This is a genomic window from Anaerococcus sp. NML200574 (genome assembly GCF_026131665.1).
Classification (GTDB): domain Bacteria; phylum Bacillota; class Clostridia; order Tissierellales; family Peptoniphilaceae; genus Anaerococcus; species Anaerococcus kampingae.
Genome location: NZ_JAMXSM010000004.1, coordinates 153,270 through 171,015, shown reverse-complemented (window position 1 = coordinate 171,015; position 17,746 = coordinate 153,270). Strand labels below are relative to the sequence as shown.

Here is a 17,746-nt window from a genome sequence, read left to right as displayed (position 1 = left end):
AAATGATGAAGAAAACACGCTGGCTCTTTAATTAGGGCTTATAAAAACTTGAGCCGTGTGAGGGGAAACTCTCATGCACGGTTCTTAGAGGGGAAAGGGATAGTAATATCCCCGACCTACTCGACCAGACGATAGAGAATAAGCAAAAATTCATTTCTCAAATTATGACTTCAAAAACTCCAGTAAGAGTTGCAGAAGATGTTGATGAAGCAAGTCTATCTTATTCAGAAATTAAGGCTTTAGCTACGGGTAATCCTCTAATTAAAGAAAAAATGGATTTAGATAACGAAGTTACAAAATTAAAAATGCTTGAAGCAAACTATAAGTCTAATAAATATAAGCTTGAAGATAAGGTGAATAAAATTTATCCTCAAAGTATTTTAAAAACTGAAATGGAAATACAAGCGGTCAAGGAAGATATTGCAAGTATTGAGAAATTAGGAGAAGGAGATAGCAAATTCACTTCAATCAGTCTTGGTGCAGATAAAATTTTAGATAAAAAAGAAGCTGGAGAGAAGCTATTAGAAGAAATAAAAAAGGTAAAGATAAATGATAGCAAAGTCATTGGTAAATATAGAAATTTAGACTTACAAGTTTCATATAACTTTATGACTAATACTCACACTTTTAAACTTCTAGGAAAAGCAGAATATTTTGGAGAGTTTTCAAACTCTACTGATGGTAATATAACAAGGCTTGATAATGCCATTGAAAAAATGCCTTCAAGGCTTGAAAGATTAAATCAAAACCTTGAAAACTATAAAGAATCTTTAGAAAATGCCAAAGTAGAATTAACTAAACCATTTGAAAAAGCAGATGAGTTAAGGGATAAGACACTAAGACTAGCTGAGATTAATAAACTTTTAGATATGGGAGAAGTCGAAGAATTAGAAAACCAATCACCATTATTGGAAGATTTAAAGAGGGCGATAGTTGATTATTCCAACTACGAGTTTTCAGAATCTAATAGCTATGAAGACTTTGACAAATTATACCCTGATTTAAACCATATAGGACTTGCCTATACAGAAACACCTGATGGGAAGCATTCTATTCAATATGAGGTAAATTTGGAAGAAAAAACATGGACTCAGTATGTAGATAATGTTGCTATTAGAACAGAATCTTTTGTAGAAGAAGATATATCTAACTCACAAGCCCTTAAAGATATGACCGAAGCCATAAAGATGTCAAGTTTTGATGATCTGGTATCAGTAGATGAAGAAGATTTAAAACAAGCACTAGGACTAGAAATAGATGATGATGGAAACTTTTATGATCCACTAGCAAAAGATCTTGATAATGACGGAATACCAGATAGGTATGACAATGATTTTAAAGATAGTGATTACTTTGAATCAACTTATGATGTAGAGGATAATCTTCACGCAAGGGAAGAGAAACCATCAATATTGGGACAAATATCTAAATTCAAATCAGAAGAAGAAAAAGATAAAAATCAAGAAAAAAGTGAAAAAGGACAAGAACGTTAAAGGAGGGCGAAAGGCTCTCCTTATTTAGTACAAGGAGGAAATTATGGAATACAAAGATATTAGAGAAAACTTAGAAGAAATGATGAATGATAACTACAAGGATTTTGTAAAAGCACTTGTGAGTATAGAAAAAGGTGTTAATGATGAAAAGGCACTTGAAGAAGTCTATGTTTTATATATGAATAATGACACTACAGGTCTACTAAGTGATGACTTTGACTATATGATTGATGATATGAAAGAACAAAGTAAGATTGTTGAAAATACCAATAAACTTGAAGAAAAAGACGACCTCATAAATCTCGTGGGTAATATAGCTGGAAAAGTAGAAAATCTTGAAAGAGAAAATGCTAATGGAGAAAAGTTCAAAGTAAGTAATTTTTCAATTGTTTCAAAAGATGACGATGGGAATAAAGTTTATACTAATTGCTCAGCCTATGGAGATAAGACAAAAGATTTAGAGAACCTAAAACAAGGAGATTTTGTTAAAATCTTCGGACAAGTAAAAACGAGTATTGACAACAACGGAAAGGAACATAAAAATGTCCGTATTTTTTCTTCTAAGCTCTTAAAAGCAAAAGAGCAGGTAAAGAGTCAAGATAAGGATAAAAAGTCCATATTAAAGCAAATAAAAAGCTTTAAGACAGATGACAAAACTAAGTCAAATAAGAAAGACCATAGCAAAGGTGCAGAAAGATAAATATCGGCAGTCTTCGGACTGCCTTTATTTTTTTGTAAATTTGCAGTATTTACTCTTGTAAATAAGTTTTAAATGCTCTAAGATAAATACATAAGAAAATAAGTCTTATTGATAGGAGGTTTATAAATGAATGTTATTAAGTAAAAACATGAGTAAAAATTTTAAAAACAAGAAGCTTTTTAATAATTTTTCTCTAGAAATTGAAGAAAATACGGTCCACGCTCTTGTGGGTCCTAATGGCGCTGGTAAGACTTCTCTTCTTAGGATACTCACTGGTCTTTATGAAGAAGATGGTGGAGAAATTAAGATTAAGGGAAATCATGCAATGTTACTTGAAAATGACTATTTGTATGAAAATAAAACTGGGCTAGAAAACTAGAAAATATTAAATTATACGGTTTGTATTTCGGTTATGGTTTAGATTCTTCTCAAAAATATTCTGACTTGTTAGAAATTACAAATGATCTGGGTAGAAATGTTTCGACATATTCTAAGGGTATGAAGAGAAAATTATCTTTGTTAATTATTGTAATGATGAATAGAGAGATAATATTTTTAGATGAGGTAACTAGTGGGGTAGACCCAATCTCAAGAGTCGAGATAAGAAAATTTTTAGATAAAAATGCCGCACTTATGGCACTAAACTATAAACCATTATGGATACAGTTAGCAAAAAAAAGGACTAAAGAAAACGGATGTAATAGCCATGGCAGGACTAACAACAAATATTATGGCACAAATGGGCAAGGATAAACCAATTACATTTAAGAATTTAGTAAGGCTCTATCTTGCACTCCTAATGATATCATTAGTTTTGAAGATAATTTTAGTGTTGAGGAATAGAATATGAGTTTAAGGACAGCTACAAGCTTCAAGTGAAAATTGGCATTCTGGAACTAATGATGAGTTTCATTAATAAAATATAGCTTATCTGTAATTTACAAGGCATATAGTGAATGTGATGAAAGATTTAAGATGATTGGAAAAAAATCTTTGACATCTGCAGAAAGGGTTTTTAAGGTGTTTGAAAATTCCTTAGAAGTTTTATCTAAATCTGATGTTGTTATATTCTATCCAGATTTTTCAAAGAGTACTATCGAGAGAGTATTAAAAGAACAAAGATATAGAGGCTTAATTGAACAAGTAGGTAGTGGAAGAGCGACTTAAGCACGATAAAATATCCTTATGTAATTGTAGATGTAAAGTAAGGGAAAAAAACGAGTAGTATCAAAAGCTTGTCATATCGCATTAGGAATAACTGAAAAAGGAAATAGAGAAATCATAGGCTTAGATTTAAGTTTTAGTAAAAGTGAATATTCATGGCCAAACTTCTTTGAATATTTAAAATCTAGAGGGCTATCTGGATTTAAAATGGTAATATCAGATGCTAACAAAGGTCTAGTAAAAGCAGTAAAGGAAACATTCGTAAATGTAATATGGCAAAGATGTCAGGTACATTTTCTAAGAAACATCCTATCAAAATCGCTAAAGAAAAACACTTGATTATATATTTGAAGACTCCTTATATGATTAAATACTGTCGTAATTCATAGTAGGCTTAAATCAAAAAATTGCTTAGAATGAGTAAATAACAAAGTTAGAAGTTGAGAGAAATTAATTAGAATATTTACTAATGAAGATTCAGCTGTGAGATTAATAGGCGAATCCTCATCAATATCAAGGAGGATTGGATCCCAACTTCTAAATTGTATATTAGAGAGTGACAGAAGATATTGTACTAGTAAATTTACACAATATTTATGTATTTGAATTAAAGAAGTTGTATGGTTTTAGTTGAAATAAAAAAAAGTTTGAGTAAAATATGTGTGAAAACGTTATTTACAACATAGAAGGAGAACCGATGCAAATAGATAAAAGTATTGTGTTAAGAAAAGAAGAAATTGATAATGAAATCAAGTATTATGTTTTTGTAGGGAAAACTAGTAAAATGTTTTCAATAAATGAAGATACCTACTTTGTCTTAGATTTAATAAAATCTGGTTTTGATAAAAACAAAATAATTAAAGAAATAGACTCAATTTATGAAAAGTCATCGCATAAAGAAAACACGGATGCTTTAAACTTAATTATTAAAGAGTTGTATGAATTTGGAATATTAACATATGAAGATTAATGATATAGATGATATATTTCTGTGTGCTTATAAAAATGAATTATATTGTGAAAACATAAAGTATCTTTCATATCCAGTAGAGATATACGTGGAGTTAACAAACGTTTGTAATTCTGATTGTATATATTGTTACAAGAAAAAATTAAATACAAATATAAGTTTTTTTGATTATAATGTTTTATTAAAAATATTAGACGAAATTAAGGATCGACATACTTTACTTATACTTGAAGGTGGCGAACCTTTGTTACACCCATATTTTGAAGAAATATACACTCAAATAAGAGATAGAAATATTAATGTTGATATTATTACAAATGGTATTTATCTTCAATATTTAACAGATGATTTCTATAAAAAATTTAAAAAAAGTAACGATGAGATTCAAATAAGTTTAGATGGTTTAGGTTGTTATAATTTTATTAATAGGAAGGTATCGTCTGTTGATGTAATTAAATCAATAAAACTGTTAAATAAAAAAGGTATAAAACCAAGGATAAATACGGTAGTGACTAAGTATAATATTAGTGGAATTTATGACTTTTTAAACTTTATTAATAATAACTTAGGTATTAGTAGCATAACTTTAAATAAGGTGATAGGTGTTTCAAATTATAGATTTCAGGCGAAAGATAACCAACTCGCAAATCTAATGAATGAAATTGAGAGAAAAACATATGATTTTAAGGTTTTTAATAATTTGAATTATACATCTTATAAAACATCTTGTTACAATAAAGGAAGTACTATCCACAATCGATGCACAGCTTTAACTGGGAAAGTATGTATAGCTACTGATTTAAGCTTATATCCATGTGTTTTTTATGAGAATATATCAGAACCTTTAGGAAGTATAAAGAATAATACGATACTCGATATTTGGGAGTCCTCAGAATCCAAGGTATTCAGGAATAAGAAGAATAATATTTTTGCAAAGTGCAAAATATGTAAAGATAATTCAACATGTAGTCAACTTTGTATAGGTACCCAAATATGATTATTGATAACTATATTCTTTTTAGAAAAGGTTTATATATTGATTATGATGTAAAATTAATATCTGCATCTTTAGATATAACATCAAGTTGTAATTTATCATGTATACATTGCTATCAGAAAAACTTAAGGGCAAATCTTCTTGAAAATAAATCTAATATTAAAAAAATATTGAAAAAACTTAAAATGATTGGAATTGAAGAAATTACTTTGTCTGGTGGTGAACCAACTTGCTCACCTATTTTTGTTGATATAATTAAAATGGCCAAAGAAAACGAGTTCTTTATAAGGATTATAACTAATGGATTGAATATTAGGTCTTTATATCAATGTTTAGATATACTCGATCCGATATATGATGTGATCCAATTTAGCATTGATGAACCAATATTTATAAATCTCAGGCAAAGGTATTATAGTAATGAGAATGCAATTATTTATAAAAATTTAGAAGTTTTGACTAAGTTGTATAAAAACCTGATAGTTAATATCACTCCAACTAAACAAAATCAATCTTTTATAACCGAAATCGTTAAAGATTGTATTATTAAAGGTTCTAAATATATAGCTGCTACCCCTTATATTCCTATAGGAGGTGTTGAATCAGATAGTATTATTCCAGATTATAATATTGTGAGAGAACAGAATCATTTAGTAAGAAATTTATGCAAAACAAAGGGGATTGAATATTATGGTGGAATTGATGGTCACATATGTCAATCGCACCTACCGATTAGTAATGTAAAAAATGTAAAATTGGAAAGAGCAGGAGACTTTGCTTATAGTTGCGATGCATGTAGATTTAATATACATATTTTATCTAATGGTGACGTAGTGCCTTGTTCTTTTTTTCAAAATTATAAGTTGGATAATTTATTATATAGTGACATTCAAACACTATTAAAGAAATTAAGAATGTTCAGAAAGAATTTACCTATAATTCCGTCTGAATGTCAGACCTGTAGTTGTGTTGATTTATGTAATGGAGGTTGTATGGGATTAATTTATGATAGGTATAATTGTTTCGGTAATAAAGACCCTAGATGTGTAGGTACTGATTATGATGGATGATTTTACTAAATTAATAGATTATCTGAGAATACAAGACGATAAAAAATATAATTCATTACTTAATCAATTGATATGTCTATATGAAAATGAAGGTAATAAAAGTGTAAAGCCCTTACAAATAAATTTTACTGTTAGTTCTTCTTGTAATTGTAAGTGTATGTATTGCCTTACCGACTCTAAATCAGGAATTAAATTAAATGATAATTATTATAAGATAAAAGATAAAATTTTGGATGAATCTATATATGAATATCCAGCACTTATATCATTAAGTGGTGGGGAACCTATGCTATTTCCTAGTTTATGCTTGGATATAATGGAATTATTTAAGGAATCATCAGTTATTTTACTTACAAATTTAAATTATAGATTTAACAGTAGCCATTTCAAAGTATTTAATGAAATGGAAAAAAGAGGCAATTGTATTATTCAGACTAGTATTGATTCAATAAAGAACGATACAATTAATTTTTTAAGACAAGGCACTGATTTACAACTAATTACTCAGAATATTAATTATATCATTAAAAATTATAAGATTGACATTAAAGTTAATGTTACTATAAGTAAGTATAATTATCAAAATATTGATGAAGTAATTGATTATATTATCGAACTAGGTATAAATGATATTCATGTCAATTATATTTTGCCCTATGGTAGAGGAAATAGAAAAGATGATTTAGGTGAATTTGTCGATGTTTTTACTTCTCTAATTAATCTTATAAGTAACGATAGGTATAATAAAATTGTAACATTTAGCCTGCCTCCAGAAATTTTGTTATTTGAAAAAGTGTTCTCGAGAGAAAATAAAAAATATAAATTTGATGACTATTTATCAAAATATATTTGTAATATAAATGTTGAGAGAAATGGAGTTAATTGCGGATGGGGAAACACTCAATTAGTATCTTTAAGTGAAAAGAGAGTATTAGAGGCATTTAGAGAATCCTATGATCATGGTAGAAAAGATACAAATTATATTTGTAACAAGTGTTCATTTGAAGAAATTTGTAACAATAATGAAAAATACTTTAGCGAGTGTGTGTTAATATTACTTTATAAAATGATAAAGGAAATATTATCAAATAAATGTGAATTAAGCAATAAAGAGATTTCAAGGAATAATTTAATAATGCTTTATGAGAAAAGTCAGCATTCAAGAATAATAGAACTGATTTTATCTGAAAAATGTAATGGAGAATGCATATTTTGTCTAATGGATATTTCAAAGAAAAACAATAAAACGAATCAATTAGAATATGATGAATCTATTTTATTATTAGATAATTCTTTTTATATAGTTAGTGGTGGGGAACCTTTTTTAGAGAAAAATAAAATTTATGAATTAGTAGAGGGTATAAAAAATAAAGAAAATTCTTTCGTAACAATTTTAACAAATGGTTCATTATTAGATGATAAAGATATTATTTTTTTAAAACAAAAATTTGAATATTATGATAACATACAAATTTCTGTTTATGCTGATAATTCAATACTTCATAGAAAAATAAGTGGTAGAAATGATTGGGATAAGGTAAATAATAATATAGAAAAATTAATATCTGCAGGAATAACAGTAAGAGTAAATTTAGTTGTAGTTGATGAAAATATTGATAGTATTGAAAGAATATATGATTATTATATTAATCTTGGAGTAGACCATTTTTGTATCAGTTCACTACTTAATTTAGGAAAAGCTAATCACTTGTATAACAATACTTATATTTTAAAATTTATAAATGAAGCGTATAAGTTTATAAAATTAGGGAAAAACAAATTTAATATTTCAATGCCAATTGAATCTGTCTATTTACTGAAATATGTAGATAGAATATTGGATTCTGATAACAAATATCAACATTTTGACAGGACCGTTGATAAGTCTAGTAGTATAATAAAAAACAACAATTTCATGGTAGATTTTAATGGAGATATTTATAATACGAAATATAAACAAAAATTCGATAAAAATATTAATGAAATTGAATCTATTGATGAAATAACTTTTGAAGCAGATTTAGATAATTATGAATGTAAAAGATGTAATTTAAATGAATATTGTGATGGAATTTACAAAAAACATTTAGGTGGTGTATTGAAACCTATATGTATGGAAGAATGAAGGGGTAAGGATTGTGAGAAATGCCTGCAACATCAAGGTTAAAGACATAAGCAAAAAGTATACCTACTACACATCTCGTAAGCTAATATTTAAAGATAAACATACTAAAGAGGCCGTTAGGGATGTTTCATTTGAGGTTAAAGAATCTGAAATTTTAGCAATAGTAGGCCCTAATGGTTCAGGAAAATCCACCATCGTGAAGATGGTTTCTGGTATTATCAAAAGGGACAAAGGAACAGTAAGCATTATGGGATCAGATCCTTATAAAAGATGCCTTAATTATAGGATGTCTGTTGGTATTTTTATGGGAGGAAAAAATAGATTAAATCCTGATACCTCCCTAAAGGAATATGCTTACTTGTATGGCACTATGTATAATCTTAACAAGGTAACTATAAATGAAAGAATTAAAAGTTTAGCTAATATGTTAAATTTGAGCGAGGAAAAACTTAATAAATCAACACGTAATTTATCATTAGGAGAAAGGTGCAAGGCTGAGTTTATACTTACTTTTCTAAATTTACCAATTATATGTTTTCTTGATGAACCAACAATAGGCCTGGATTATAAAAGTCAAAAATCAATAAGAAATTTTTTGATTAATTATGTTAAGAAGTATAAGGCTTCTATAATATTAACCAGTCACGATATGGAAGATATTGAAAACATTTGTACAAGAATACTCGTAATAAATAAAGGAATAAGTATATACTACGGTAATACAAGAGATATAGCTAAGAAGTTTGATGATTATATTCAAATTTCTTTTAAGTCTAGATCTAGTAATAAAGAGATTAGGAATGATTTAAATAATAGAAATATTAGAAATGATAAAAAAAATGATAGGCTAATTTTATATACTGACGACAAAGAGAGAGAAGATATATTAAAATATATAATAAAATCATATGATGTATATGATATTAATATTAAAAATTTAGAATTTGCAGATATGATTGAGAGAATTATTGGATGAGAATATTAAAATATTTAAGGCTGAATATAAAGCTGAATTTGATAATTAACTTTAAGTACAAAATAAACCTAGTCACAGAGTATTTTACTTTATTAGTTTTACCCATATTGATAAACTATTTATTCTCCAAATCAATGGTCGATTATAGAAATATTTCTTTAGGCTATGATTTGATCCTATACGTTATCCTATCTAACATTATATTAAAGATTGTGATATCTAATTTAGAATTTAATATGGAAGCTGATGTAAAATCCGGTAAATTTATATATAAACAGATTCAACCAATGAAAACAAGTTATATTTATTTTTTGTCAGACCTATCTGTAAAGTTAGCCAAAGCACTGCCTTTATTTTTTTTAGTATTACCCATAATTGTATTTAGGTCTGGTTCTATAAAAATAAGTGCAATTATACCGTCTATAGTTTTTATAAGCATAGCCTTAATATTAGGTTTTTTAATATCATTTTTTATAGGTTGTTTATCTTTTAACTTTGTAGAAGTGTGGGGTATAAGTGCTATTAAAAGTTTAACTATGGCAGTATTTACTGGATCTTTATTTCCCTTAGATATTTTGCCTGAATGTGTTTTTGTGGTTTTGAAAAAACTTCCATTTGCTTATCTTAGCTATTACCCAAGTTTGGCTTTGGGAATGACGAAGTTTGATTATAAAAATGTTTTAATAATGGGATTAATATGGATATTTATATTTTTTATTTTTAATAGAATTATTTGGGAATATGGCTTAACAAAATATGAAGGAACTATAGAATGATAAAAGAGTATATAATTTTTAATTTTAAAAAAAGCTTAAAGTATAAGACTAATTTATTATCCTGGTTTATAGCTGATATATCGTTATATTTTTCTGTGTTTTTTACGTATTCTATATTGCTAAATGAAAATAATTTATACTTCGGAATGACTAAAGATAAAGTTTTATTGTATGTATCAACATATACGTTGTCAAATAATATTTTTGCGATATTTTTTTCAGAAGGAGTATCTACTTACGCTAATTCCTTAGAAAATGGAGATATAATTTACGATTTACTTGCTCCGTTAGAGATTATTAAGGTTATTGAATTATTTAATCTAAATGTACCAGCAATATTGATAAGTCCTTTACTATTTATAATAAATATAAAACTTGTATATATAAATAATCTTTTAACAATATATATTTTTATTTACTATATATCTATGTTTTTATCAGCTATATGTTTAAAATATATATTTTTAAGTATCTACAATTTCAAAATGCTTAGAATTAGAACAGATTCTATAGGATCCTTAGTGGTGAATTTATTAGAATTTGCGGAAAAACCAAGAAAAGTTTTTCCTGATGAAGTAGGTAAAATTTTTACGTTTTTAATACCAATATTTGCAATGAGCTATATACCATATGACCTATTAGTTAGTAGAAAATTAATTTGGATTATTATACTTATTATTTTAAATATCTTATGGTTTGTAATATTTGAAATGCTTTTTAATTCATGCAGATTATATTATGACGTAGATATATTTTAATTTAGGATATTAAAGTTTTTCTTTAATATAAATTTGAAGAAAGGAGAGATAACATGAGATTTAATCCAACTATTAGAGAAGTTGTATTAAGAAGACCAGGGAATACTGTATTGAGTCAGAAGTCTCACCGAAGTTCATCTATTTCCATTTCTTAGATATTAAGCAAAATTGCAAAATTCTAAGAATAGACCCCTAGATTCGATAAACGAATTTAAGGGGTCTTTATAGTTGTAGTTTAAAATAATAGAATAAGGATATTTAATGAGTAATGATGTTAATAAATTGTACATAGATAATTTACCGATATAAACAGATAAAAATAAATATATATTTTTACAAAGATTTGACTTCAAAATAATAATGATAACAGAATCAGATTTTTTCTATGGACGATATTTATTTTTTTGATAGATTTACCAGCAGCTAATGCAATGCCAGTACAAGGATTTTATAAAAGCACTTGTGAGCATAGAAAAAGGTGTTAATGATGAAAAGGCACTTGAAGAAGTCTATGTTTTATATATGAACAACGACACAACAGGTCTACTAAGTGATGACTTTGACTATATGATTGATGATATGAAAGAACAAGGTAAGATTGTTGAAAATACCAATGAACTTGAAGAAAAAGATGACCTTATAAATCTCGTGGGTAATATATCTGGAAAAGTAGAAAATCTTGAAAGAGAAAATGCTAATGGAGAAAAGTTCAAGGTAAGCAACTTTTCAATTGTTTCAAAAGATGACGATGGAAATAAGGTATATACAAATTGTTCAGCCTATGGAGATAAGACAAAAGATTTAAAGAACTTAAAACAAGGAGATTTTGTTAAAATCTTCGGACAAGTAAAAACAAGCATTGATAACAATGGAAAGGAACATAAAAATGTCCGTATTTTGTCTTCTAAGCTCTTAAAAGCAAAAGAACAAGTAAAGAGTCAAGATAAAGATAAAAAGTCCATATTAGGGCAAATAAAAAGATTTAAGACAGATGACAAAACTAAGTCAACTAAGAAAGACCATAACAAAGGTGCAGAGAGATAAATATCGGCAGTCTTCGGACTGCCTTTATTTTTTTGCTCAGTTTAATGCAGTAAATCATATAATTGAAAGGAATCTGTGTTATATGCTATAATTAGGTAGTTAATCTATACATTTAGAAAGGTAAAATATAGAATTGGAGAAGGTTATGGGGTTTTCCTATGATAAATTATGGAAAAAATTAATAGATGAAAAGATGAATAAATTAGACTTACAAAAAGCGATAAATACAAGTCCACGAACCATAGCTAAAATGGGACGAGATGAAAATGTGAGTATGGAAATACTTGGTAGAATTTGTAGTTATTTTAAATGTGATATCTCAGAAGTACTGGAGTATAGAATTGAAAATATTAATGATTGAAGATGACAGCACAATTGCTTTTGCTGTTAAAACTTACTTAAACAAGCATAATATTGAAACTATTATTTATAACAATCTTTCTCAGACAGAGAATCTTAATTTTAATGATTTTGATTTAATTCTTCTTGATGCTAATCTCCCAGATGGATCAGGCTTTAATTTTTTAAATTGGCTGAGAGAATTTTCTAACCTTCCTGTAATAATGCTTACTGTAAAAGACGAAGATGAGTATGTTATTAAAGGTCTTTCTCAAGGAGCAGATGATTACATTACAAAACCTTTTTCTCTCCCTGTTTTAAAGGCGAGAATAGACAATATATTTAGCAGAAAAATAAAAAAGGTTGACGAACTGACTTTTGAGAATTTATCTTTAGATTTCATTTCAAAACAAGCTTCAATAGATGGAATAGATCTAGACCTTAACTTAAAAGAGTTTGCTGTATTGGAAATGCTTTTAGAAAACCAAAATATAAATCTATTAAGGGAGAAAATTTTAGATTATGTATGGGGTTATGATTTTTATGAAGTAAACGATAACACTCTAACTGTAACTGTAAAAAGACTTAGAAATAAACTTGGCGTGTATGGAGAGCATATAAAAACAGTTAGAGGAATAGGTTATAGGTGGGACAATGAGAAAAAATAAAAGAATTTTACTTATCATAGTCCTAAATTTATTGATGTCTTTATTTGTAGTCTATCTAAACCCAAGATTTGATATTCTAACACTTTTAGGCTTTCTACTAATAAATATAATTCTGTTTCTAATTATTAGAAAATTTGAAAAGAAAAAAGAAATAGAGCTAGAAGATAAGATTAATAATATATTTAACCTTCTCCATTCATTGGATTTAAACTCGGATAATTATGAAATTATAGATGATGAATTTGGAAAATTAAGAGATGAGATTATTAAAATTATTTTAGAAAACAAGAGGATTGCTGAAAATGCTGAGAAAAATAAAGAAATTTTAAGGGAATATACGGAAGATATTGCCCATCAAATAAAAACTCCTCTAACTGGATCTCTATTATTACTTGACTTATTAGAAGACGAAGAAGATGAATCGGTAAAAGAATATATATCTAGACTTAGGGACAATCTCCTTAGACTTTACAATCTATCCGATATTTTATTAAAACTTGCTGCCATTGATTCTGGCACAATTGAAATGACAAGAGACAGAGTTTCGGCTCGAGATTTAATTGATGATAGCATACGAAACTTGAAGGACTATTTTATCAATGATCCTATTGAAATTCCCCTTTATGGAAATGATTTTGATCTTATATGCGATAAGAAATGGACTTATGAGGCACTTTTCAATGTTATGAAGAATGGTCTAGAAGCTACAGAAGGTAGACAGATAGAAATTCAACTTAAAGAAACAAATCTATATAAAAGTATTTTTGTGGAAGATTTTTCTAAAGGTTTGGATCGTGAAATGTTAGAAAAAGTTTTTAAACGTTTTTACAAGATGGATCCAAATTCAAAAGGTTATGGAATTGGACTTCCTATGGCAAAATCTGTCATGGAAAGGCAAAATGGAGAGCTTTTATATCATAAGGGGAAAAAATCAAATGCCTTCGAACTAAGATTTTATAACTGATTTAATTATGGCTGTGTAAATAAAGCACAGTCTTTTTTTCTAGTCACTTTCCAGTCACTTAAGTCTAATATCATATAAGGAAGATAAGGAGGACTAAATATGAATATTGTAAAAACAGTAGATTTAACAAAAACTTACAATAGCGGAGTAGAAGTACACGCTCTATCAAATGTGAATTTTGAAATGGATAAAGGAGATCTTGTCGCCATTATTGGAGATAGCGGGTCAGGAAAGTCTACCTTGCTTCACCTATTAGCAGGAGTTGATAAACCAACAAGTGGTAATATTTTTATTCAAGATAAAAATATTACCAAGTTTAACAACGATGAGATGACAATCTTTCGTAGAAGGAATATAGGCGTTGTATATCAATTTTTTAATTTGATTCCAAACATCAACGTTCGAAAAAATATTTTGCTTCCTCTTTTGTTAGACAATAAAAAGGTAGATGAAGAATATTTAAAGGAAATTTTATCTATACTAGGAATAGAAGGAAAGCTTGATAGGTATCCAAAACAATTATCAGGTGGCGAGCAACAAAGAGTTGCCATTGCCAGAAGTTTGATTACAAGACCTGCCATAATCTTAGCAGATGAGCCGACAGGAAATCTTGATAGAAAAAATTCTGAAGAAATCACAGGACTTTTTAGACTAGTAAATAAGAGATTGAACTCTACGATTATGATTATCACCCACGATGAAAAGGTTGCGAATGCATGTGATAAAGTTTATAAGATGATTGATGGTAGGTTAAGTTTCTTGGGAGATGAGTCTTATGAAAATTATTAACGATCTTGCCAGTGGAGCTGTTAAAAATAATAAAAAAGACACCCTAGCCATTAAAATTTCCATACTTTTGGCAGTGATTTTACTAGGAACTGTTATTTTTGTTTTCGACTCAATGAACACTGAACAGTATGAATATGTAAAGAAAACTATTGGAGATTATCATGTAGATATAGCTGAAATTGACGAAAGTTTTTATGATAAATTAAAAAACGATACAGATATAGAAAAAGTTTCTTTCAATAAAATTATTAATACAGACTTAAATGCGGTTATATATGAAAATGGAGATTCTGAAAGTCTTCTCGGCTATGAAATCAAAAATGGTAGAAAACCGGAAAATTCAAATGAACTTTTAGTGCCAGAGAGATTTTTATTAAAAAATAAGGAGTATGATTTAGGTTCTGAGATAATTGAAAATAAAAAGACATATACCATAGTTGGTGTTTACGATGATTATGGATATTCTTTTGAAGATACTATGTTTATAGGTTTAGCAGATAGTAATAAAAAGGATTATCTATTTGACAACAATACTGGAATAGAAGCATGGATTTGGTATAAAAGCATAAGGGATACCTACACAAAAACTCGAAAAATTTTGTCTGAAATGAATATTGATGAGAAACAAGCCTTAGATATTGGAAGAGTATTTTACAACAAAGATATTTTAGAGCACAGTATGGTTTATCCTAAAGGAATTATTCCACCTAAAAGCGTAATCAATTTAGCTATAGAAAAATATGGGATGGCTTTCTTTCTCTGCGTACTTTTTGCCTTTATTATATATGGTGCTTTTAATGTATGGAATAATAGAGATTTAAAAGAAATTGCTCTTTTAAAAAGTACTGGGATGACTAAAAAGCAAGTTAGACAAATGATTCGAAAGAAGGCATCTAAACTTTCAATCTTGCCAATAGCTTTAGGGACAGTCTTATCTTGGGCTTTTGCAAATCTACTCCTATATTTGTTGTGGTTTAACAATTCTATCTCTTACAAAAAAATGTCAAATATTTTAGGCGAAAGTCTAAAATCTCCAGACTTTAATTTAGTAATACCAAGTATTGGATCTATTTTAATAATTATTCTGTTATCCTTATTAATAGTTTATTTTTCAGCATTGATTCCTGCAAAGAAAAGCTCAAAGATAAAGGTTATTGAGGGATTAAATGGCATTACAGAAAAAAATATTAAGTTTGGTAAGTCAAAAATAAATGGACCTATAGAAAAGACTTTAGCAAAAGATTATTATAGGTCCTATCGTTCAACCTATCGAATTATTGTAATTTCAATGGCTCTATCAGCCTTTGTACTTACCACAGTTTTAGTTAGCCAGTCATATAGAACTTTGAATGAAAAATATAATTCATATAAAAGTCCTTACAATTTTAACTCTAGTATTTATACAGATGAATTTTTGAATAAAAATTTTGTGAATGATATGGAAAAAGTTAAAGGTATAGAACAATTACACATCTATCAAAGAGTAGATACAAAATTTTATACTGGTGAAAATGAGGACTTTATTTCTAAAGATTTAAAAAATTCTCTAGATAGTGGTAAAAAATCCGGTGATAAACTTTATGCTAGTATCTATGCACTAACAGAAAAAGATTTTAAAAACCTTTTAGAAGTAAATAATATTACAAATGCGACTTATGTTTTAGTGAATAAAGTATCTAAAGATAATAATACACCTTATACCTTTAGAGATTATATAAAAATTTCTGATAAGGAATCTGGAGATATTACTTTAAAATATAATGAAAAGGCAAAGGCTATGAAAATAAGAATTGACGAATCTATAGAAGAGATGCCTTATGGATTAGAGGCATATAAGTCAAATGAAATAGCTATTTACACAAGCGAAAGTAGTCTAAGAAATTTTATAGATGAGTACGGAATAGATGAAGCTGATCCTGTATATTATTATTTTGTAAAAATCAAAGCCGATAAAAATAAAGAAAAAGTATTTGAAGATGCCGAAAAAGTGATTTCGACCTATGTTCCAAAATCAGATCATGGCACTTCTACAGAAATTTTAAGAGCGGCTATGGATAAAGAACAAACGAGAAATGAAAAACTATTAAATCTTGGCATACAAATAATTCTTATAACCATCGCTCTTTCCAATGCCTATAATAGTTTTAAAGGCAACCTTAAAGCGAGAGCCAATGATTTTAAACTTCTATCAACTACTGGAATGACAGAAAAACAAGTGGAAAAGATGGTATTTGCTGAAGTAAAAATATTGTTTAAAAATATTTTCTTAGCATATATCTTTATGTTTTCTATAGGCATTGTATTAAGAGCCTATAGGAGTAACTATGAATTAGGCTTTGGAATAAAAGAACTGCTAATAAATATGAACTATACTCCTATATTAATAGTATTTGTCTTTATAATTGCAGGTGTCTTACTTGCAATAAAAAGCGGTCTTAAAACAATAAATGAAAACTCAGATAATACTTTCAAGAGTATATAAGAAAAAGGCTGTGAGTATTAAACTCACAGCCTTTTTTTGCTCGTTTTAACGCAGTAAATCATATAATTGAAAGGAATCTGTGTTATATGCTATAATTAGGTAGTTAATCTATACATTTAGAAAGGTAAAATATAGAATTGGAGAATGATATGGGATTTTCATATAATAAATTATGGAAGTTATTAATAGATAAAAATATGAAAAAGACAGACTTACAATGTGCAATAGCAACAACACCCAAGACAATAGCAAAAATGGGAAGAGACGAAAATGTAAGTTTGGAAACATTGGGAAAGATTTGTGAGTATTTTCAATGTGATATTGGAGATATTATTGAATATAGAAATGAGGAAGCAAAAGGCGACTACTAGAAAATATAAAGCATTCGATTTATTTTGTGGATGTTATGGATTGTGCTTTTGATAATAGAA

The 17,746-nt window shown here is 27.9% G+C and carries 18 protein-coding genes and 2 pseudogenes; all 20 read left to right on the top strand.

Annotated elements, in window-relative coordinates; genetic code table 11:
- Positions 1 to 164 precede the first annotated feature (164 nt).
- The 20 genes and pseudogenes from NH286_RS03785 (at position 165) to NH286_RS03695 (ending at position 17,686) form a co-directional block, all read left to right on the top strand.
- The gene (locus NH286_RS03785) at positions 165 to 1,493 is read left to right on the top strand and encodes a helicase (RefSeq protein ID WP_265236981.1); all 1,329 of its coding nucleotides are present in this window, start codon (positions 165 to 167) and stop codon (positions 1,491 to 1,493) included.
- Positions 1,494 to 1,536: 43 nt separating this feature from the next.
- Positions 1,537 to 2,193, top strand: a complete 657-nt coding sequence (locus tag NH286_RS03780; protein WP_265236979.1) for a DNA-binding protein — start codon at positions 1,537 to 1,539, stop codon at positions 2,191 to 2,193.
- 130 nt (positions 2,194 to 2,323) lie between these two features.
- Positions 2,324 to 2,572 (top strand): ATP-binding cassette domain-containing protein, encoded by a 249-nt coding sequence (locus tag NH286_RS10655; RefSeq protein WP_321160845.1) that lies wholly within the window; start codon positions 2,324 to 2,326, stop codon positions 2,570 to 2,572.
- Between the two features lie 254 nt (positions 2,573 to 2,826).
- Positions 2,827 to 3,036: pseudogene (locus tag NH286_RS03770) on the top strand (helix-turn-helix domain-containing protein).
- Positions 3,037 to 3,168: 132 nt separating this feature from the next.
- Positions 3,169 to 3,360 (top strand): hypothetical protein, encoded by a 192-nt coding sequence (locus NH286_RS03765; protein ID WP_265236977.1) that lies wholly within the window; start codon positions 3,169 to 3,171, stop codon positions 3,358 to 3,360.
- 57 nt (positions 3,361 to 3,417) lie between these two features.
- A pseudogene (locus tag NH286_RS10700) lies at positions 3,418 to 3,696 on the top strand (transposase); the annotation flags it as partial.
- A gap of 358 nt (positions 3,697 to 4,054) precedes the next feature.
- Positions 4,055 to 4,327: a hypothetical protein gene (locus NH286_RS03760; protein ID WP_265236975.1), complete on the top strand. Its 273-nt coding sequence runs from the start codon at positions 4,055 to 4,057 to the stop codon at positions 4,325 to 4,327.
- Positions 4,317 to 5,324, top strand: coding sequence for a radical SAM protein (locus NH286_RS03755; protein ID WP_265236973.1), 1,008 nt, complete (start codon positions 4,317 to 4,319; stop codon positions 5,322 to 5,324). The genes NH286_RS03760 and NH286_RS03755 overlap by 11 nt, the downstream gene beginning before the upstream one ends.
- Complete coding sequence (locus NH286_RS03750; protein WP_265236971.1) at positions 5,321 to 6,394, top strand: radical SAM/SPASM domain-containing protein; 1,074 nt, start codon at positions 5,321 to 5,323, stop codon at positions 6,392 to 6,394. Before NH286_RS03755 ends, NH286_RS03750 begins: the two co-directional genes overlap by 4 nt.
- Positions 6,384 to 8,519: a radical SAM protein gene (locus NH286_RS03745; RefSeq protein WP_265236969.1), complete on the top strand. Its 2,136-nt coding sequence runs from the start codon at positions 6,384 to 6,386 to the stop codon at positions 8,517 to 8,519. The genes NH286_RS03750 and NH286_RS03745 overlap by 11 nt, the downstream gene beginning before the upstream one ends.
- Positions 8,520 to 8,532: 13 nt before the next feature.
- Positions 8,533 to 9,495, top strand: coding sequence for an ATP-binding cassette domain-containing protein (locus tag NH286_RS03740; RefSeq protein WP_265236966.1), 963 nt, complete (start codon positions 8,533 to 8,535; stop codon positions 9,493 to 9,495).
- Entirely contained in the window at positions 9,492 to 10,271 is a 780-nt protein-coding gene (locus NH286_RS03735; RefSeq protein WP_321160844.1) for an ABC-2 family transporter protein, read from the top strand. The genes NH286_RS03740 and NH286_RS03735 overlap by 4 nt, the downstream gene beginning before the upstream one ends.
- Entirely contained in the window at positions 10,268 to 11,029 is a 762-nt protein-coding gene (locus tag NH286_RS03730; protein WP_265236964.1) for an ABC transporter permease, read from the top strand. The genes NH286_RS03735 and NH286_RS03730 overlap by 4 nt, the downstream gene beginning before the upstream one ends.
- Before the next feature lie 426 nt (positions 11,030 to 11,455).
- Positions 11,456 to 12,073, top strand: a complete 618-nt coding sequence (locus tag NH286_RS03725; protein ID WP_265236962.1) for a DNA-binding protein — start codon at positions 11,456 to 11,458, stop codon at positions 12,071 to 12,073.
- A gap of 145 nt (positions 12,074 to 12,218) precedes the next feature.
- Complete coding sequence (locus NH286_RS03720; protein ID WP_265236961.1) at positions 12,219 to 12,434, top strand: helix-turn-helix domain-containing protein; 216 nt, start codon at positions 12,219 to 12,221, stop codon at positions 12,432 to 12,434.
- Complete coding sequence (locus NH286_RS03715) at positions 12,415 to 13,080, top strand: response regulator transcription factor (protein WP_265236959.1); 666 nt, start codon at positions 12,415 to 12,417, stop codon at positions 13,078 to 13,080. The genes NH286_RS03720 and NH286_RS03715 overlap by 20 nt, the downstream gene beginning before the upstream one ends.
- Positions 13,067 to 14,044, top strand: coding sequence for a sensor histidine kinase (locus NH286_RS03710; RefSeq protein WP_265236957.1), 978 nt, complete (start codon positions 13,067 to 13,069; stop codon positions 14,042 to 14,044). The genes NH286_RS03715 and NH286_RS03710 overlap by 14 nt, the downstream gene beginning before the upstream one ends.
- A gap of 99 nt (positions 14,045 to 14,143) precedes the next feature.
- The gene (locus NH286_RS03705; RefSeq protein ID WP_265236955.1) at positions 14,144 to 14,833 is read left to right on the top strand and encodes an ABC transporter ATP-binding protein; all 690 of its coding nucleotides are present in this window, start codon (positions 14,144 to 14,146) and stop codon (positions 14,831 to 14,833) included.
- Complete coding sequence (locus NH286_RS03700; protein ID WP_265236953.1) at positions 14,820 to 17,315, top strand: FtsX-like permease family protein; 2,496 nt, start codon at positions 14,820 to 14,822, stop codon at positions 17,313 to 17,315. Before NH286_RS03705 ends, NH286_RS03700 begins: the two co-directional genes overlap by 14 nt.
- Before the next feature lie 149 nt (positions 17,316 to 17,464).
- Complete coding sequence (locus NH286_RS03695; protein WP_209814455.1) at positions 17,465 to 17,686, top strand: helix-turn-helix domain-containing protein; 222 nt, start codon at positions 17,465 to 17,467, stop codon at positions 17,684 to 17,686.
- Positions 17,687 to 17,746: the final 60 nt, after the last annotated feature.

Coding starts and splice junctions, on each gene's coding strand:
- NH286_RS03760 (WP_265236975.1), top strand. CDS start 4,055: ATGCAAATAGATAAAAGTATTGTGTTAAGAAAAGAAGAAATTGATAAT.
- NH286_RS03730 (WP_265236964.1), top strand. CDS start 10,268: ATGATAAAAGAGTATATAATTTTTAATTTTAAAAAAAGCTTAAAGTAT.
- NH286_RS10655 (WP_321160845.1), top strand. CDS start 2,324: ATGTTATTAAGTAAAAACATGAGTAAAAATTTTAAAAACAAGAAGCTT.
- NH286_RS03785 (WP_265236981.1), top strand. CDS start 165: ATGACTTCAAAAACTCCAGTAAGAGTTGCAGAAGATGTTGATGAAGCA.
- NH286_RS03725 (WP_265236962.1), top strand. CDS start 11,456: ATGCAATGCCAGTACAAGGATTTTATAAAAGCACTTGTGAGCATAGAA.
- NH286_RS03705 (WP_265236955.1), top strand. CDS start 14,144: ATGAATATTGTAAAAACAGTAGATTTAACAAAAACTTACAATAGCGGA.
- NH286_RS03750 (WP_265236971.1), top strand. CDS start 5,321: ATGATTATTGATAACTATATTCTTTTTAGAAAAGGTTTATATATTGAT.
- NH286_RS03735 (WP_321160844.1), top strand. CDS start 9,492: ATGAGAATATTAAAATATTTAAGGCTGAATATAAAGCTGAATTTGATA.
- NH286_RS03700 (WP_265236953.1), top strand. CDS start 14,820: ATGAAAATTATTAACGATCTTGCCAGTGGAGCTGTTAAAAATAATAAA.
- NH286_RS03780 (WP_265236979.1), top strand. CDS start 1,537: ATGGAATACAAAGATATTAGAGAAAACTTAGAAGAAATGATGAATGAT.
- NH286_RS03745 (WP_265236969.1), top strand. CDS start 6,384: ATGATGGATGATTTTACTAAATTAATAGATTATCTGAGAATACAAGAC.
- NH286_RS03720 (WP_265236961.1), top strand. CDS start 12,219: ATGGGGTTTTCCTATGATAAATTATGGAAAAAATTAATAGATGAAAAG.
- NH286_RS03765 (WP_265236977.1), top strand. CDS start 3,169: ATGATTGGAAAAAAATCTTTGACATCTGCAGAAAGGGTTTTTAAGGTG.
- NH286_RS03695 (WP_209814455.1), top strand. CDS start 17,465: ATGGGATTTTCATATAATAAATTATGGAAGTTATTAATAGATAAAAAT.
- NH286_RS03755 (WP_265236973.1), top strand. CDS start 4,317: ATGAAGATTAATGATATAGATGATATATTTCTGTGTGCTTATAAAAAT.
- NH286_RS03710 (WP_265236957.1), top strand. CDS start 13,067: ATGAGAAAAAATAAAAGAATTTTACTTATCATAGTCCTAAATTTATTG.